Annotated in this window: 12 protein-coding genes; 3 read left to right on the plus strand and 9 right to left on the minus strand. The window is 53.0% G+C overall.

The genetic code is table 11. The features are described 5' to 3' along the window. The first annotated feature begins 108 nt into the window (after positions 1–108). Positions 109–2,502 carry a maltodextrin phosphorylase gene (malP, locus tag AB4H76_RS02185; RefSeq protein WP_000081903.1) on the plus strand — a complete coding sequence of 798 codons (2,394 nt, stop codon included), beginning with the start codon at positions 109–111 and terminating at the stop codon, positions 2,500–2,502. Positions 2,503–2,511: 9 nt separating this feature from the next. Continuing rightward, positions 2,512–4,596 carry a 4-alpha-glucanotransferase gene (malQ, locus tag AB4H76_RS02190; protein WP_000444340.1) on the plus strand — a complete coding sequence of 695 codons (2,085 nt, stop codon included), beginning with the start codon at positions 2,512–2,514 and terminating at the stop codon, positions 4,594–4,596. A 44-nt stretch (positions 4,597–4,640) separates the two neighbouring features. Here the strand turns inward: malQ and gntT are convergent, their stop codons facing one another. From gntT to gntX, 3 genes are all read right to left on the minus strand, one after another. Continuing rightward, positions 4,641–5,957, minus strand: coding sequence for a gluconate transporter (gene gntT, locus AB4H76_RS02195; protein ID WP_001131758.1), 1,317 nt, complete (start codon positions 5,955–5,957; stop codon positions 4,641–4,643). 360 nt (positions 5,958–6,317) lie between these two features. After that, complete coding sequence (gene nfuA, locus AB4H76_RS02200; protein WP_000619389.1) at positions 6,318–6,893, minus strand: Fe-S biogenesis protein NfuA; 576 nt, start codon at positions 6,891–6,893, stop codon at positions 6,318–6,320. Between the two features lie 58 nt (positions 6,894–6,951). After that, positions 6,952–7,635 (minus strand): DNA utilization protein GntX, encoded by a 684-nt coding sequence (gntX, locus tag AB4H76_RS02205; protein ID WP_000958727.1) that lies wholly within the window; start codon positions 7,633–7,635, stop codon positions 6,952–6,954. Between the two features lie 37 nt (positions 7,636–7,672). Here gntX and bioH point away from each other — a divergent pair, with 37 nt between their 5' ends. Next, complete coding sequence (bioH, locus tag AB4H76_RS02210; protein ID WP_001060076.1) at positions 7,673–8,443, plus strand: pimeloyl-ACP methyl ester esterase BioH; 771 nt, start codon at positions 7,673–7,675, stop codon at positions 8,441–8,443. A gap of 28 nt (positions 8,444–8,471) precedes the next feature. Here the strand turns inward: bioH and rpnA are convergent, their stop codons facing one another. The 6 genes from rpnA to greB form a co-directional block, all read right to left on the minus strand. Further along, the gene (gene rpnA / locus AB4H76_RS02215; protein ID WP_033814113.1) at positions 8,472–9,350 is read right to left on the minus strand and encodes a recombination-promoting nuclease RpnA; all 879 of its coding nucleotides are present in this window, start codon (positions 9,348–9,350) and stop codon (positions 8,472–8,474) included. Between the two features lie 202 nt (positions 9,351–9,552). Further along, positions 9,553–9,789: a [Fe-S]-dependent transcriptional repressor FeoC gene (feoC, locus tag AB4H76_RS02220; protein WP_000157586.1), complete on the minus strand. Its 237-nt coding sequence runs from the start codon at positions 9,787–9,789 to the stop codon at positions 9,553–9,555. Beyond that, on the minus strand, positions 9,789–12,110 hold the full coding sequence (gene feoB / locus AB4H76_RS02225; protein ID WP_000737014.1) for a Fe(2+) transporter permease subunit FeoB: 2,322 nt from the start codon (positions 12,108–12,110) through the stop codon (positions 9,789–9,791). The genes feoC and feoB overlap by 1 nt, the downstream gene beginning before the upstream one ends. 16 nt (positions 12,111–12,126) lie before the next feature. After that, positions 12,127–12,354 (minus strand): ferrous iron transporter A, encoded by a 228-nt coding sequence (gene feoA / locus AB4H76_RS02230; RefSeq protein WP_001200455.1) that lies wholly within the window; start codon positions 12,352–12,354, stop codon positions 12,127–12,129. A gap of 437 nt (positions 12,355–12,791) precedes the next feature. Next, positions 12,792–15,113, minus strand: coding sequence for a Tex family protein (locus AB4H76_RS02235; protein WP_077492864.1), 2,322 nt, complete (start codon positions 15,111–15,113; stop codon positions 12,792–12,794). A gap of 96 nt (positions 15,114–15,209) precedes the next feature. After that, complete coding sequence (gene greB / locus AB4H76_RS02240; protein WP_000856737.1) at positions 15,210–15,686, minus strand: transcription elongation factor GreB; 477 nt, start codon at positions 15,684–15,686, stop codon at positions 15,210–15,212. Positions 15,687–15,858: the final 172 nt, after the last annotated feature.

Genomic DNA, 15,858 nt, shown 5'->3' on the forward strand with positions numbered 1-15,858 from the left:
CCCGCAACTCCTCCCTGCCTAATCCCCCGCAGGATGAGGAAGGTCAACATCGAGCCTGGCAAACTAGCGATAACGTTGTGTTGAAAATCTAAGAAAAGTGGAACTCCTATGTCACAACCTATTTTTAACGATAAGCAATTTCAGGAAGCGCTTTCACGTCAGTGGCAGCGTTATGGCTTAAATTCTGCGGCTGAAATGACTCCTCGCCAGTGGTGGCTGGCAGTGAGTGAAGCACTGGCCGAAATGCTGCGTGCTCAGCCATTCGCCAAACCGGTGGCGAATCAGCGACATGTTAACTACATCTCAATGGAGTTTTTGATTGGTCGTCTGACGGGCAACAACCTGTTGAATCTCGGCTGGTATCAGGATGTACAGGATTCGTTGAAGGCTTATGACATCAATCTGACTGACCTGCTGGAAGAAGAGATCGACCCGGCGCTGGGTAACGGTGGTCTGGGACGTCTGGCGGCGTGCTTCCTCGACTCAATGGCAACTGTCGGTCAGTCTGCGACGGGTTACGGTCTGAACTATCAATATGGTTTGTTCCGCCAGTCTTTTGTCGATGGCAAACAGGTTGAAGCGCCGGATGACTGGCATCGCAGTAACTACCCGTGGTTCCGCCACAACGAAGCACTGGATGTGCAGGTAGGGATTGGCGGTAAAGTGACGAAAGACGGACGCTGGGAGCCGGAGTTTACCATTACCGGTCAAGCGTGGGATCTCCCCGTTGTCGGCTATCGTAATGGCGTGGCGCAGCCGCTGCGTCTGTGGCAGGCGACGCACGCGCATCCGTTTGATCTGACTAAATTTAACGACGGTGATTTCCTGCGTGCCGAACAGCAGGGCATCAATGCGGAAAAACTGACCAAAGTTCTCTATCCAAACGACAACCATACTGCCGGTAAAAAGCTGCGCTTGATGCAGCAGTACTTCCAGTGTGCCTGTTCGGTAGCGGATATTTTGCGTCGCCATCATCTGGCGGGGCGTAAACTGCACGAACTGGCGGATTACGAAGTTATTCAGCTGAACGATACCCACCCAACTATCGCGATTCCAGAACTGCTGCGCGTGCTGATCGATGAGCACCAGATGAGCTGGGATGACGCCTGGGCCATTACCAGCAAAACTTTCGCTTACACCAACCATACCCTGATGCCAGAAGCGCTGGAACGCTGGGATGTGAAACTGGTGAAAGGCTTACTGCCGCGCCACATGCAGATTATTAACGAAATTAATACTCGCTTTAAAACGCTGGTGGAGAAAACCTGGCCGGGCGATGAAAAAGTGTGGGCCAAACTGGCGGTGGTGCACGACAAACAAGTGCATATGGCGAACCTGTGTGTGGTTGGCGGTTTCGCGGTGAACGGTGTTGCGGCGCTGCACTCGGATCTGGTGGTGAAAGATCTGTTCCCGGAATATCACCAGCTATGGCCGAACAAATTCCATAACGTCACCAACGGTATTACCCCACGTCGCTGGATCAAACAGTGCAACCCGGCACTGGCGGCTCTGTTGGATAAATCACTGAAAAAAGAGTGGGCTAACGATCTCGATCAGCTGATCAATCTGGAAAAATTCGCTGATGATGCGAAATTCCGTCAGCAATATCGCGAGATCAAGCAGGCGAATAAAGTCCGTCTGGCGGAGTTTGTGAAAGTTCGTACCGGTATTGAGATCAATCCACAGGCGATTTTCGATATTCAGATCAAACGTCTGCATGAGTACAAACGCCAGCACCTGAATCTGCTGCATATTCTGGCGTTGTACAAAGAAATTCGTGAAAACCCGCAGGCTGATCGCGTACCGCGCGTCTTCCTCTTCGGCGCGAAAGCAGCACCGGGCTACTACCTGGCGAAGAATATTATCTTTGCGATCAACAAAGTGGCTGACGTGATCAACAACGATCCGCTGGTTGGCGATAAGTTGAAGGTGGTGTTCCTGCCGGATTATTGCGTTTCGGCGGCGGAAAAACTGATCCCGGCGGCGGATATCTCCGAACAAATTTCGACTGCAGGTAAAGAAGCTTCCGGTACCGGCAATATGAAACTGGCGCTCAATGGTGCGCTTACTGTCGGTACGCTGGATGGTGCGAACGTTGAAATCGCCGAGAAAGTCGGTGAAGAAAATATCTTTATTTTTGGTCATACCGTGGAACAAGTGAAGGCAATTCTGGCCAAAGGCTACGACCCGGTGAAATGGCGGAAGAAAGATAAGGTGCTGGACGCAGTATTGAAAGAGCTGGAAAGCGGTAAATACAGCGACGGCGATAAGCATGCCTTCGACCAGATGCTGCACAGTATCGGCAAACAAGGCGGCGATCCGTATCTGGTGATGGCGGATTTCGCAGCCTATGTTGAGGCACAAAAGCAGGTGGATGTGCTGTACCGCGACCAGGAGGCCTGGACTCGCGCGGCGATCCTCAATACCGCCCGCTGCGGTATGTTTAGCTCGGATCGCTCTATTCGCGATTATCAGGCTCGTATCTGGCAGGCAAAACGCTAAGGAAGCTCGATGGAAAGCAAACGTCTGGATAATGCCGCGCTGGCGGCGGGGATTAGCCCCAATTACATCAATGCCCACGGTAAACCGCAGTCGATTAGCGCCGAAACCAAACGGCGTTTGCTTGACGCGATGCATCAACGTACCGCCACGAAAGTGGCGGTAACGCCAGTCCCGAATGTCATGGTTTATACCAGCGGCAAAAAAATGCCGATGGTGGTGGAGGGCAGCGGCGAATATAGCTGGCTGCTGACCACCGAAGAAGGAACACAGTACAAAGGCCATGTAACGGGGGGCAAAGCGTTCAATCTACCGACGAAGCTGCCGGAAGGTTATCACACGCTGACACTCACCCAGGACGACCAGCGCGCGCATTGCCGGGTGATTGTCGCCCCGAAGCGCTGTTACGAACCGCAGGCGTTGCTGAATAAACAAAAGCTGTGGGGTGCCTGCGTCCAGCTTTATACGCTGCGATCGGAAAAAAACTGGGGTATTGGGGATTTTGGCGATCTCAAAGCGATGCTGGTGGATGTGGCAAAACGTGGCGGGTCGTTCATCGGCCTGAACCCGATTCATGCGCTCTATCCGGCAAATCCGGAGAGTGCCAGCCCATACAGCCCGTCTTCTCGCCGTTGGCTGAATGTGATTTATATCGACGTTAACGCCGTTGAAGATTTCCATCTTAGCGAAGAGGCTCAGGCCTGGTGGCAGTTGCCGACCACGCAACAGACGCTGCAACAGGCGCGCGATGCCGACTGGGTCGATTACTCCACGGTTACCGCCCTAAAAATGACAGCATTACGAATGGCGTGGAAAGGTTTCGCGCAACGTGATGATGAGCAGATGGCCGCGTTTCGCCAGTTTGTTGCAGATCAAGGCGACAGCCTGTTCTGGCAGGCAGCCTTTGATGCGCTACATGCCCAGCAAGTGAAAGAGGACGAAATGCGCTGGGGCTGGCCTGCATGGCCAGAGATGTATCAGAACGTGGATTCACCAGAAGTGCGTCAGTTCTGCGAAGAACATCGTGATGACGTTGATTTTTATCTCTGGTTGCAGTGGCTGGCTTACAGCCAGTTTGCCGCCTGCTGGGAGATAAGCCAGGGCTATGAAATGCCGATTGGCTTGTATCGTGATCTGGCGGTTGGCGTAGCGGAAGGTGGGGCGGAAACCTGGTGTGACCGTGAACTGTATTGCCTGAAAGCGTCGGTTGGCGCGCCGCCGGATATCCTCGGCCCGTTGGGGCAGAACTGGGGATTACCGCCAATGGACCCGCATATTATTACCGCGCGTGCCTATGAACCGTTTATCGAGCTGTTGCGTGCCAATATGCAAAACTGCGGCGCATTACGAATTGACCATGTGATGTCGATGCTGCGTTTGTGGTGGATACCGTATGGCGAGACGGCAGATCAGGGCGCGTATGTTCACTATCCGGTGGATGATCTGCTTTCGATTCTGGCACTCGAAAGTAAACGTCATCGCTGTATGGTGATTGGTGAAGATCTCGGTACCGTACCGGTAGAGATTGTCGGTAAGCTGCGCAGCAGCGGTGTGTACTCCTACAAAGTGCTCTATTTCGAAAACGACCACGAGAAGACGTTCCGTGCACCGAAAGCGTATCCGGAGCAGTCGATGGCGGTTGCGGCGACACATGACCTGCCTACGCTACGCGGCTACTGGGAGAGCGGGGATCTAACGCTGGGCAAAACCCTGGGGCTGTATCCGGATGAAGTGGTACTGCGCGGTCTGTATCAGGATCGCGAACTGGCGAAGCAAGGGCTGCTGGATGCACTGCATAAATATGGTTGTCTGCCAAAACGTGCCGGGCATAAGGCATCGTTGATGTCGATGACGCCGACGCTTAATCGTGGTTTGCAGCGCTACATTGCCGACAGTAACAGTGCTCTGTTAGGACTACAGCCGGAAGACTGGCTGGATATGGCCGAACCGGTGAATATTCCTGGCACCAGTTACCAGTATAAAAACTGGCGGCGCAAGCTCTCCGCAACGCTTGAGACGATGTTTGCCGATGATGGCGTGAACAAGTTGCTGAAGGATTTGGACAGACGGCGCAGAGCTGCAGCGAAGAAGAAGTAGAGTGCGGTTGATGCCGGATGCGATGCATCCGGCAGTCAGTGTTATCAAATCACCATATTCAGCAGCAGACAGCCTACCAGACCGCACACCGAGATAATGGTTTCCAGCATCGACCAGGATTTGATGGTCTCGCCGATAGTCAGGTTAAAGTACTCTTTGAACAGCCAGAAGCCCGGATCGTTCACATGAGAGAAAATCACACTACCGGAACCAACCGCAATAACCATCAGCTCCGGGCTAACACCCGTCGTTGCAATCAGCGGTGCCGCGATACCACCCGCAGTGATTGCCGCAACGGTTGCGGAACCCAGCGCGATACGCAGTACGGCAGCAATCGACCAGGCCATCAGCAGCGGAGAAATGTTGGTTTCGTGCATCATGGAAGCAATGTATTTGTCCACGCCGCTGTCTACCAGCACCTGCTTGAACGCACCGCCACCACCGATGATCAACAGCATCATCGCAATGATTTTGATGGAAGAAACCAGCGTGTCGTTAATCTGATCCATTGAACGACCACGGTTTAGACCAAAGGTGAACATCGCAATCAGCACGGCAATCAGCGTTGCCATTACCGGGTCACCGAGGAACTCCGCTACCGGCAGGAAAGCGTGACCTTTCGGCAGGATCATTTCGGCAATCGCACGCATCGCCATCAGTACTACCGGCACCAGAGAGGTCCAGACGCTGACGCCAAAGCTCGGCATCTCTTCTTCGCTGAAGGTTTTCGCGCTGTACAGACCTTCCGGAATTGGCTTATCGATACCTTTCAACACGCGAGCGTAAACCGGACCGGCGAGAATCACGGTCGGGATTGCCAGAATAGTACCGTACAGCAGGGTTTTACCCATATCGGCATTGAAAATGGTGGCAATCGCAGTCGGACCCGGATGCGGTGGCAGGAAGCCGTGGGTCACAGACAGTGCAGCTGCCATTGGTACACCAACATACAGCAGTGGAATATTCGCAGAAGCCGCGATGGTAAACACCAGCGGCAGCATCAGCACAAAGCCCACTTCATAGAACAGGGCAAAACCAACGGTAAAACCGGTCAGTACCACCGCCCACTGGATGTGTTTTTTACCAAATTTGGCAATCAGCGTGGTGGCGATACGTTGTGCGCCACCGCAGTCTGCCAGCATTTTGCCCAGCATTGCGCCAAAACCCATGATCAGGGCAAGGCTACCGAGCGTCCCGCCGACACCGGCTTTGATGGAGCCAATAACTTTATCCAGCGGCATTCCTTGCATTAATCCAACAGCAAGCGCCACGAGGACGAGAGCGATGAAGCCGTTCATTTTGAAGCGGATCATCAGGAGCAACAACAAGATTACACCGATAGCAACAATGACTAATGGCATGATTTACCTGGCCTTTCATTTGTTATGGGTAACGTCAATTTTCTGACGACAAACTCTAATTATCCCAATCGGGAACAGAGATATTGCGGCACCACGACTGATACCCACTAAAACTAATTATTGTAGTCAGATGTCAGGAGTATGTTTGGTACCCATGTGAATGATACGGGTAACATCTGGCGTTTGAGAATCACCAGAGCGGGGTAAATTTAAATTATGAGAGGTTGGTCATATTATCGCGGGGAAACGAAGGGAGGGATTTGCCAAAGCAATGCTGTGCCAACGTCTGGCACATGTTCAACGTAGGCCCGAAATGACGCTTTAGCGTCGCATCGGGCAATCTACAAAAGAGGGGATAACTTAGTAGTAGGAGTGTTCGCCGCGCTGGTGTTCGGTGAGATCGCGCACACCTTTCAGCTCCGGGAATTCGTTCAGCAGCTGCTTCTCGATCCCTTCTTTCAGCGTCACATCGACCATGGAACAACCGTTACAGCCGCCGCCAAATTGCAGAATGGCGTAACCGTCTTCGGTGATTTCCATCAGCGAAACGCGACCACCGTGACCAGCAAGCTGTGGGTTGATCTGCGACTGCAGCATATACTCCACGCGCTCCATCAGCGGTGCATCGTCTGCCACTTTACGCATTTTGGCGTTCGGGGCTTTCAGCGTTAACTGAGAACCCAACTGATCGGTAACAAAGTCGATCTCTGCATCTTCCAGGTATGGTGCGCTTAACTCATCAACATACGCGGTCAGCAGGTCAAATTTCAGGGCAGTGTCGGTGGCTTCCACGGCATCCGGCGGACAATAAGAAACACCACATTCAGCGTTAGGCGTGCCAGGGTTAATCACAAATACGCGGATTTGTGTCCCTTCTTCCTGATTTGCCAGCAGTTTGGCAAAGTGCGCTTGTGCAGCATCGGAAATACGGATCATAGTAATGGCCTAATAGTTGACTATTTTAGTTGGTTATAATACGCCCATCATCGAGGCTCTACAAGGTTCGACAAAGGCACCAGACCTGGACAGTCGCCGCACCATTGCGTAAAAGCAACTGCGCAATCTCTGCGACGGTACTTCCGGTGGTAACGACATCATCCACAATCACCATATGGCGACCTTGCACGGGCAATTCAAGACGAAAGGCATTTTTCAGGTTGCGCTTGCGCAGCCGGGCACTGAGAAAATGCTGGGTCGCAGTGGCCCGTGTACGTGTGACGGCTTCGCTATCCCATTGGCAGTGCAACCAGCGTGATAACGGCTGACACAGCAAATCGCTCTGATTAAATCCCCGACGCCAGTGACGCCGCTGCCATAACGGAACGCTGATGATGCGATCCGGCAATTGCAACCCGGTGGTGCGACGAGCGTGTAAGACTTCCAATAGTAACAGACGTGACAGGGCGCTGGCGATTTCACTGCGCCGGGAAAATTTAAGCTGGTGGATAAGCGGACTTAACGGCGGCGCATAGTCGGCAACCGTGACCAGTCTTTGCCAGGGCGGCGGTTTTTGCAGGCAGCGACCGCAGGGAAGATGGGAGTGTGTGGCGGGTAATCCACATTGTGGGCATAACGTTTTATCTGTGCGGGTGGCGCGTGAACAGACCGAACAAATCCCCCAATGACCTAACGCCAGTGGCATTCGGCATAGCCAGCATAATCCCGGTACTGTTAGCATATGTTCATCCTTGTAAGTCAAAAGAGAACAATAGCGGATGAATAACATCTGGTGGCAGACCAAAGGTCAGGGGAATGTTCATCTTGTGCTGCTGCACGGATGGGGACTGAATGCCGAAGTGTGGCGTTGCATTGACGAGGAACTTAGCTCGCATTTTACGCTGCACCTTGTTGACCTGCCCGGCTTCGGGCGTAGCCGGGGATTTGGTGCGCTGTCACTTGCTGATATGGCCGAAGCCGTGCTGCAACAGGCACCTGATAAAGCCATTTGGTTAGGCTGGAGTCTGGGCGGGCTGGTGGCAAGCCAAATTGTTTTAACCCATCCCGAGCGTGTTCAGGCGCTGGTCACCGTGGCGTCGTCACCTTGTTTTAGTGCTCGTGACGAGTGGCCGGGGATAAAACCGGACGTGCTGGCGGGATTTCAGCAGCAACTCAGTGATGATTTTCAGCGTACAGTGGAGCGGTTCCTGGCGTTACAAACCATGGGGACTGAAACGGCGCGCCAGGATGCGCGGGCGTTGAAGAAAACCGTTCTGGCGTTACCGATGCCGGAGGTTGACGTGCTTAATGGCGGGCTGGAAATCCTGAAAACGGTCGATCTCCGTCAGCCGCTGCAAAACGTGTCCATGCCGTTTTTGCGATTGTATGGCTATCTCGACGGTCTGGTGCCGCGCAAAGTGGTGCCGATGCTGGATAAACTTTGGCCTCACAGCGAATCATATATCTTCGCCAAAGCGGCCCATGCGCCGTTTATTTCGCATCCGGTCGAGTTTTGTCACCTGCTGGTGGCGTTGAAGCAGAGGGTGTAGGCAACTTTTGAAATGGCGAGACAGAAATTTACTGGCTCGCCGCAGCCAACTCTTCTTCTGACACCCCGGTAAAGCGCATGATGTCTGTAAGAGGGACTCCGGATTCAAGCATTATTTTGGCTATATGCAGGGCTTTGGATTGTTCCCCCTCCTGCCGCAATCTTTCCGTAATTGTCATTAAACTCTCCTTGTGTTTCGGTGAACGTTCGGCAACGCCGTCGATAAAATCGTTAAAACGTACCGCGTCGCCGGTTTGCAGTATGTAATTAAACAGCCCTTTGATTTGTCTGTCATTAGCGTATCCACTACTTAATAAGCAGGCCATTTGCTCTACCAGCCCCATCAGATCGCGTTGACGAATATGTTTTTGAATTAACTCCAGCAGCGCCATACGTCGGTGCTGCATGATTTCATCATCAGGCATGACGGTGACATCAATCAGCGGAAATGCGGAGGCATAAAGCTGCCTTGCCAGTTTGGGATCGGCGAAACAATCCAGCCAACACAGCGAATAGGGATAGGGGCTTTCAATACCGTGGTAAAACAACAATGGCACCACCATCGGCAACGTTTTGTATCCAGCATCAAGGTGATTTTGCATTGCGGCAATAGCGTAACGCATCATGCGAAATGCGATCAGTTTGTTTGAGGTGCTTTGATGTTCAATCAGACAATAGATGTATCCTGGTCCTTGTTCCGTTTTCACCGACCACAGCACATCGGAATAGCTTTCACGCAGATCGTCATCAATAAAGCTGCTCGACTCCAGCTTGAGGGTTTTCATATCACAAAGCGCGTGAATGGGTGCCGGTAAATGAAACGCAAGAAAATCACGAGCCGTGTCCGGTTGGCGTAAAAAGAGTTTGAACAGCGCATCGTGTGGGGTGGAACTCTGCTTTTTGCTCATGGCGTTCCTTCACCTGTTGTTTGAATGCCGCGACTCTACGCGCCACTCCACACCTGTGTATTAGCGAGTTTTCATCCCTGCGAGATGCTTTCAAAGGAACTTACGCCGTGCTGCAAGAGTTGCATTTTTATGGAAAGCCGCACGCAAAAAAGCCCGGATGCAGACGCATACCGGGCTTTCCAAAACAGGCGATGGAGTAAGGTTAACGCAGCGCCCACCACTCGCGCAGACAGGCTTTTCCTTCCGGGCAGCTTTTACAACTGCCAGAGAGGCAGCCGTCAGGTTCTTCCTGAATCCGCACGGCTTTGCCCATACTTTCCAGTTGTTGCAGCATGGCGTTAATCATTGGCTGTGGAGTGTTCAATGTCTGGCTTATCTGGGCCGCTTCCATACGGCCCCGTAACGCCAGCAAATCGCGCACCTGAATAAGTGAAGCCATTAATGGCAATCACCGGTGGTGCTGGCTGCGCAGCAACTGCTTACCGACTTGCGGGTTGCCAGCAGTTCGATATCCACCCGGCTACGCGCGCGGCGCAGCAGACCGATAACCACGATGTTAAACAGGATAACCGCCAGAATGCACACCAGGCTGTAAGTTGGATGCTGACTGTAGCTGGCGACCTGATAGAACAATGTTGCCAGTGAGTAAGCGATATTCAGCCCCCACAGGATGGAGAAGCCCATCCAGCCACGGCTTGATTCACGGGCGATAGCCCCCATCACCGAGATACACGGTACATACAGCAGGACGAAAATCAGGTAGCTGTATGCGGCAGCTGCGCTACCGAATTTCTGATCCATCACGCCCATCGCCCCGGTACCCATTTCGCCGTCGCCTTTGCTAGCTTCAATGGGGTTCATCAGTACGCTAAGGCTGAAGGTGTCTTTCAGGCTCTGCCAGGTTTCATCTACCGCACTGAACAGCTCTTCACCGAGGTTGAATTCCGCCGGATTGAACTCTTCGTCCTGAATATTTTCTGCGGTGTAGAGGGTGTTGAGCGTACCCACCACCACTTCTTTCGCCATTGCGCCCGTAAACAGGCCAACCGTTGCCTGCCAGTTATCTTCATGTACGCCAATCGGCTTGAAGACCGGGGTGATCACCCGGCTGACGGAAGCCAGCGCCGAGTCGTTGATGTTATCGACGATTTTCCCGCTCAGCGAGAAGCTGTTGAAAGCGCTCAGGAAAATGCTGACGATGATGATCACTTTACCAGCACGCAGAACGAAGCCTTTCAGACGCTGCCAGGTCTGGATAATCAGGCTTTTAACGTGTGGTACATGATAGACCGGCAACTCCATGACAAACGGCGTCGCTTCACCGCGCATGATGGTGTACTTGAGCATCAGGCCAGTCAGCACCGCCATCACAATACCCAGCATATACAGCGAGAAGACCGCCAGCGCACCGTTCTGCCCGAAGAAGGCAGCCGCGAATACTGCGAAGATAGCCAGACGCGCGCCGCAGGACATAAACGGTGCCATCATGATGGTCATCAGACGTTCACGCGGTGCATCAAGCGTACGTGCACCCATTACCGACGGTACGTTACAACCGAAACCGACGATCAACGGCACAAAGGATTTCCCCGGCAAGCCCAGCGCCTGCATCAGACGGTCCATCACAAACGCCGCACGCGCCATATACCCGGAGTCCTCAAGGAAGGAGAGGAACAGGTACATCATGCCAATCTGCGGCACCAGTGGCAGCACGGTGTTAATGCCGCCACCCAGGCCCTGGGCGAGGAAGATAGTCAGCCAGTCCGGGAAGTGGAGCGTGTAGCCAATCCATTGAATACCATGCACAAATAGCGCCACGGAGCCGACGTCAAACAGCGGCTGTAACGCCCCGCCGATGTTGATAGCCAGCAGGAACATCAGGTACATCACAAAGAGGAAAATCGGCAGACCGAGGAAACGGTTGAGCACGATTTTATCTACCGCAGTGGTGAAACGGCTGGGTTCTGCCGTCAGGGTGTTGCTTACCACATCACAGATGGCAGCAATGCACTGGTAACGCGCATCGGCAATGTGCAGCGCCGGATCGTCCATCTCATTACGCAGACGGGCGAGGGCGGCATCCAGATGCTGCGACGCTTCACCGGCGTAGGCGCGGCTGTAGATATCGCCTTCCAGCATTTGCAGGCCCAGCCAGCGACGTTGTTTCAGCGGGATGTCGGAAGGCATCACTTTTGCCAGTGAATCTGCTTCGTTGAGTAGCGGCTGTGCGTAATGCACCAGTTCCACATTCTCGTTAGCTTTATAGCGATCAATCGCCAGCTTGAGCGCTTCAATACCGCGACCACGGGTTGAAACCAGCGGGATCACTGGGCAGCCAAGACGCGCCGACAGAGCATCAATTTCAATACGAATATTTTGCTTCTCGGCAATGTCGAGCATGTTCAGTGCCACGATGCAGGGAATGCCGAGTTCCAGCAGTTGTAGCGTCAGGTACAGGTTACGCTCAAGGTTAGACGCATCCACCACGTTAATCAGCAGGTCGGCGTCGCCACTCAAAATGTAGTGACAGGCGATTTGCTCATCGAGCGAGGTCTGCGATGAGATGGTGGTCAGAGAATAGGTGCCGGGCAGGTCCACCAGCGTGACCTGATGATCGGTGGTGGAGAATTGCCCTTCTTTACGTTCGACGGTAACGCCAGCCCAGTTACCTACACGCTGACGTGCGCCAGTGAGCTGGTTAAATAAGGTTGTCTTGCCAGAATTTGGATTACCAATTAAGCCTATGGTTAATTTTTTCATTGTTGTTATCACCGTATTAACAGGAAACCGCTTCCACTTCTAATAAGGCCAGATCTTTTTTGCGTAATACCAGGCTCACACGACGGGTTTCGATATGAATGGGGTCGCCGAGTGGAGCGACGCGCACCACATTAAAAGAGGAGCCAGGTAACATGCCAAGAGAAAGCAGTTTTTGGCGATATGCCGGGCTGATTTCACGGGAAAAGCCAGTGATTTTCCACGCAGTATCTGGAGTGTATTGCATAGGTGCCTACTTGTTTCTCATTAACTGGATAACTACCTCATGGGGCGTTTGACAGCGACATGAGACCAGATGATTTGCCAACGAAGGAGAGATTAAATAATCAACAGTACAATGATAATGAGAATGGTTTCTATCAGCAATACTTAAAATGTGTGCGAATGTTGGTTTGAATAATAATCTGACTCAATGTTGATGTGGCTCAAGGTTATATTGCAGCGAAAATATAATTCGAATAGCGAATTACCAGGACTGGCTAATGTTTAATTAAGGTTTCAGTTGTTAATGAAGTGATAAATGTTGCCGGAATATATTGTGAGTTTGGCTGTGGAATAAAAATGCCGGAGATATTCTCCGGCACTTTTATGTCAGGCAAGGCGTTCGTTGCCAGATGCGGCGTGAACGCCTTATCGCGCAGGTTTAGGGGCCAGTCCGGGCGTTTAACGTTTTTTGCCCATTGCTGCCGCCAGCGCGTCCATCATCGCGCTGTTACCGGCAGGCTGCGCTTCACGACCGCGTGGTTTGGCTGCCGGGCGGTTGTTTTGCGGGCGATCGTTACCGCCGCCGCGACGAGCGTTGGTTTCGCTAGGCTGCTCGTCCAGACGCATAGTCAGGGCGATACGTTTACGCTGAAGATCCACTTCCAGCACTTTCACCTTCACAATGTCGCCCGCTTTCACCACGGTATGCGGATCTTCCACAAACTTGTTCGACAATGAAGAGATGTGAACCAGGCCGTCCTGATGCACGCCGATATCGACAAACGCGCCAAAGTTGGTGACGTTGGTGACAGCGCCTTCGAGGATCATACCCGGTTGCAGGTCGTTCATTGTCTCGACGCCATCGGCAAACTGAGCGGTTTTAAATTCCGGACGCGGATCGCGACCCGGTTTTTCCAGCTCTTTGATGATGTCAGTTACTGTTGGCACACCGAATTTTTCATCAGTAAAGTCAGACGCTTTCAGGTTACGCAGCTCGCTGCTGTTACCCATCAGATCTTTCAGTGCCTGCTGTGTTGCTGCCAGAATGCGTTCCACCACCGGATAGGCTTCCGGGTGAACGGTAGACGCGTCCAGCGGGTTATCACCGTGGTTAATGCGCAAGAAGCCCGCGCACTGCTCGAAGGCTTTCGGCCCCAGACGGCTCACTTTTAACAGTTGCTGACGGTTCTGGAACTGACCGTTCTCATCGCGCCAGGCCACGATGTTTTGCGCCATCATGCGCGTCAGGCCCGCCACGCGGGTTAACAGCGGAACAGAAGCAGTGTTGAGATCGACGCCAACGGCGTTTACGCAGTCTTCTACTACTGCGTCCAGTTTGCGGGCCAGTTGCGTCTGGCTGACGTCATGCTGATACTGACCTACGCCGATAGATTTCGGATCGATTTTCACCAGCTCCGCCAGCGGATCCTGCAAACGGCGGGCGATAGACACCGCGCCACGCAGCGAAACGTCGAGATCCGGAAACTCCTGCGCTGCCAGCTCGGAAGCCGAGTAAACCGACGCGCCAGCTTCGCTGACGATCACTTTCTGTGCGGTCACTTTCGGGAACTGCTTCTGCACGTCGAGATAGAAACGTTCGGTTTCGCGGGAAGCTGTACCGTTGCCGATCGCCACCAGTTCAACGTTATGCTTTTCACACAGCGCAGCAACAGTCATCGCTGCTTTTGCGGCTTGTCCGGTGTGCGGGTAAATGGTATCGGTCGCTACCAGTTTGCCAGTGGCATCGACCACCGCCACTTTTACCCCAGTACGCAGACCCGGATCGAGGCCCATCGTTGCACGCAGTCCGGCAGGGGCCGCCATCAGCAGATCGTGCAGGTTACGGGCAAAGACGTTGATTGCTTCATCTTCCGCGCGTTCGCGCACGGTACCCATCAGTTCGGTTTCCAGATGCATCAGCACCTTGATGCGCCACGTCCAGCTCACCACGCCTTTGCGCCAGCTATCCGCCGGGGCATTGTTCAGGCGTAGGCCAAGGTGATCCATGATGATTTGCTCGCAATAGCTCTCTTTGGGCGGCTCATCGAACTGCGGATCGGCATTCAGCGAAAGCTGGAGTACGCCTTCGTTACGCCCACGGAACATCGCCAGCGCGCGGTGAGAAGGCACCGTGGACAACGGTTCGTGATGATCGAAATAGTCGCGGAATTTCGCCCCTTCCTCTTCTTTACCGCTCACCACCGTAGAAACCAAATGCGCGTTCTTCCACAGATAATCACGCACTTTCGCCAGCAGCGCGGCATCTTCGGCAAACCGTTCCATCAGGATATAGCGCGCGCCATCCAGCGCGGCTTTGGTATCTGCCACGCCTTTATCGGCATCAACATATTGTGCAGCGGCGACTTCTGGCGTGTGTGACGGATCGCTCCACAGCAGGTCAGCCAACGGCTCAAGCCCTGCTTCAATGGCGATTTGCCCGCGGGTGCGGCGTTTAGGTTTGTAGGGCAGGTAGAGGTCTTCGAGTTCGGTTTTGCTTAGGGTGGCGTTGATGGCCTTCGCCAGATCATCGGTGAGTTTGCCTTGCTCGGAAATGGACTTGAGGATCGCCTGACGTCTCTCTTCCAGCTCGCGCAGATAGCTCAGACGCGTTTCCAGATTACGCAGCTGCGTGTCATCCAGACCGCCGGTGATTTCCTTACGATAACGTGCGATAAACGGCACGGTATTCCCTTCGTCAAGCAGGCGAACGGCAGCGTCAACCTGTTCCGGGCGCGCCTGAATTTCACCCGCAATAATGCGGCAGAACGAATCATTCATCATGGTTTGAGTTCATCTTTTCGGATCAAAAATCAGGGGATAGTTATACGGACTGGCTGGCAAAAATGCCAGCCATCGGCAGGAGGTTAAGACTCTTCCTTACGGTTTCACGTACTCGATAGCATTAACATACCAGCTCGCTTCCCCGGCAGGGGTATTCACCACCGCCAGATCGCCGACTTCTTTTTTCAGCAATGCGCGGGCCATCGGGGAATCGATAGAGATGTAATCTTTACGGCCAAAAATTTCATCGTAGCCGACAATACGGAAACGGTGAGTCACGCCATCGTCGTTTTCAATCTCCACCCACGCGCCAAAAAAGACTTTGCCTTCCTGCTGAGGGGAGTAATCGACGATTTTGAGATTTTCCAGGCATTTAGTGAGATAGCGCACGCGACGGTCGATTTCACGCAGACGCTTTTTATTATACTGATAGTCAGCATTTTCGCTGCGGTCGCCCAGACTTGCGGCCCAGGTCACCTTTTTTGTGACCTCCGGGCGTTCTTCACGCCAGAGATAATTAAGCTCTTGTTTGAGTTTTTCATACCCTTCCCGGGTAACCAGGGGCGTTTTCATCTCGTTGATTCCCTTTGTCTGTTTGATAATGCGCACATTGGGTATAACGTGATCATATCAACAGAATCAATAATGTTTCGCCGAATAAATTGTATACTTAAGCTGCTGTTTAATATGCTTTGTAACAATTTAGGCTGAAATTCATACCAGATTTAGCTGGTGACGAACGTGA

Source organism: Escherichia sp. UTM R2 (assembly GCF_048593455.1).
GTDB lineage: Bacteria > Pseudomonadota > Gammaproteobacteria > Enterobacterales > Enterobacteriaceae > Escherichia > Escherichia coli.

What these genes read in the sequence shown, in the direction of transcription:
- malP (WP_000081903.1), top strand. Translation starts at nt 109, where the DNA reads ATGTCACAACCTATTTTTAACGATAAGCAATTTCAGGAAGCGCTTTCA.
- gntX (WP_000958727.1), bottom strand. Translation starts at nt 7,635, where the DNA reads ATGCTAACAGTACCGGGATTATGCTGGCTATGCCGAATGCCACTGGCG.
- rpnA (WP_033814113.1), bottom strand. Translation starts at nt 9,350, where the DNA reads ATGAGCAAAAAGCAGAGTTCCACCCCACACGATGCGCTGTTCAAACTC.
- feoA (WP_001200455.1), bottom strand. Translation starts at nt 12,354, where the DNA reads ATGCAATACACTCCAGATACTGCGTGGAAAATCACTGGCTTTTCCCGT.
- AB4H76_RS02235 (WP_077492864.1), bottom strand. Translation starts at nt 15,113, where the DNA reads ATGATGAATGATTCGTTCTGCCGCATTATTGCGGGTGAAATTCAGGCG.
- malQ (WP_000444340.1), top strand. Translation starts at nt 2,512, where the DNA reads ATGGAAAGCAAACGTCTGGATAATGCCGCGCTGGCGGCGGGGATTAGC.
- gntT (WP_001131758.1), bottom strand. Translation starts at nt 5,957, where the DNA reads ATGCCATTAGTCATTGTTGCTATCGGTGTAATCTTGTTGTTGCTCCTG.
- feoB (WP_000737014.1), bottom strand. Translation starts at nt 12,110, where the DNA reads ATGAAAAAATTAACCATAGGCTTAATTGGTAATCCAAATTCTGGCAAG.
- nfuA (WP_000619389.1), bottom strand. Translation starts at nt 6,893, where the DNA reads ATGATCCGTATTTCCGATGCTGCACAAGCGCACTTTGCCAAACTGCTG.
- greB (WP_000856737.1), bottom strand. Translation starts at nt 15,686, where the DNA reads ATGAAAACGCCCCTGGTTACCCGGGAAGGGTATGAAAAACTCAAACAA.
- bioH (WP_001060076.1), top strand. Translation starts at nt 7,673, where the DNA reads ATGAATAACATCTGGTGGCAGACCAAAGGTCAGGGGAATGTTCATCTT.
- feoC (WP_000157586.1), bottom strand. Translation starts at nt 9,789, where the DNA reads ATGGCTTCACTTATTCAGGTGCGCGATTTGCTGGCGTTACGGGGCCGT.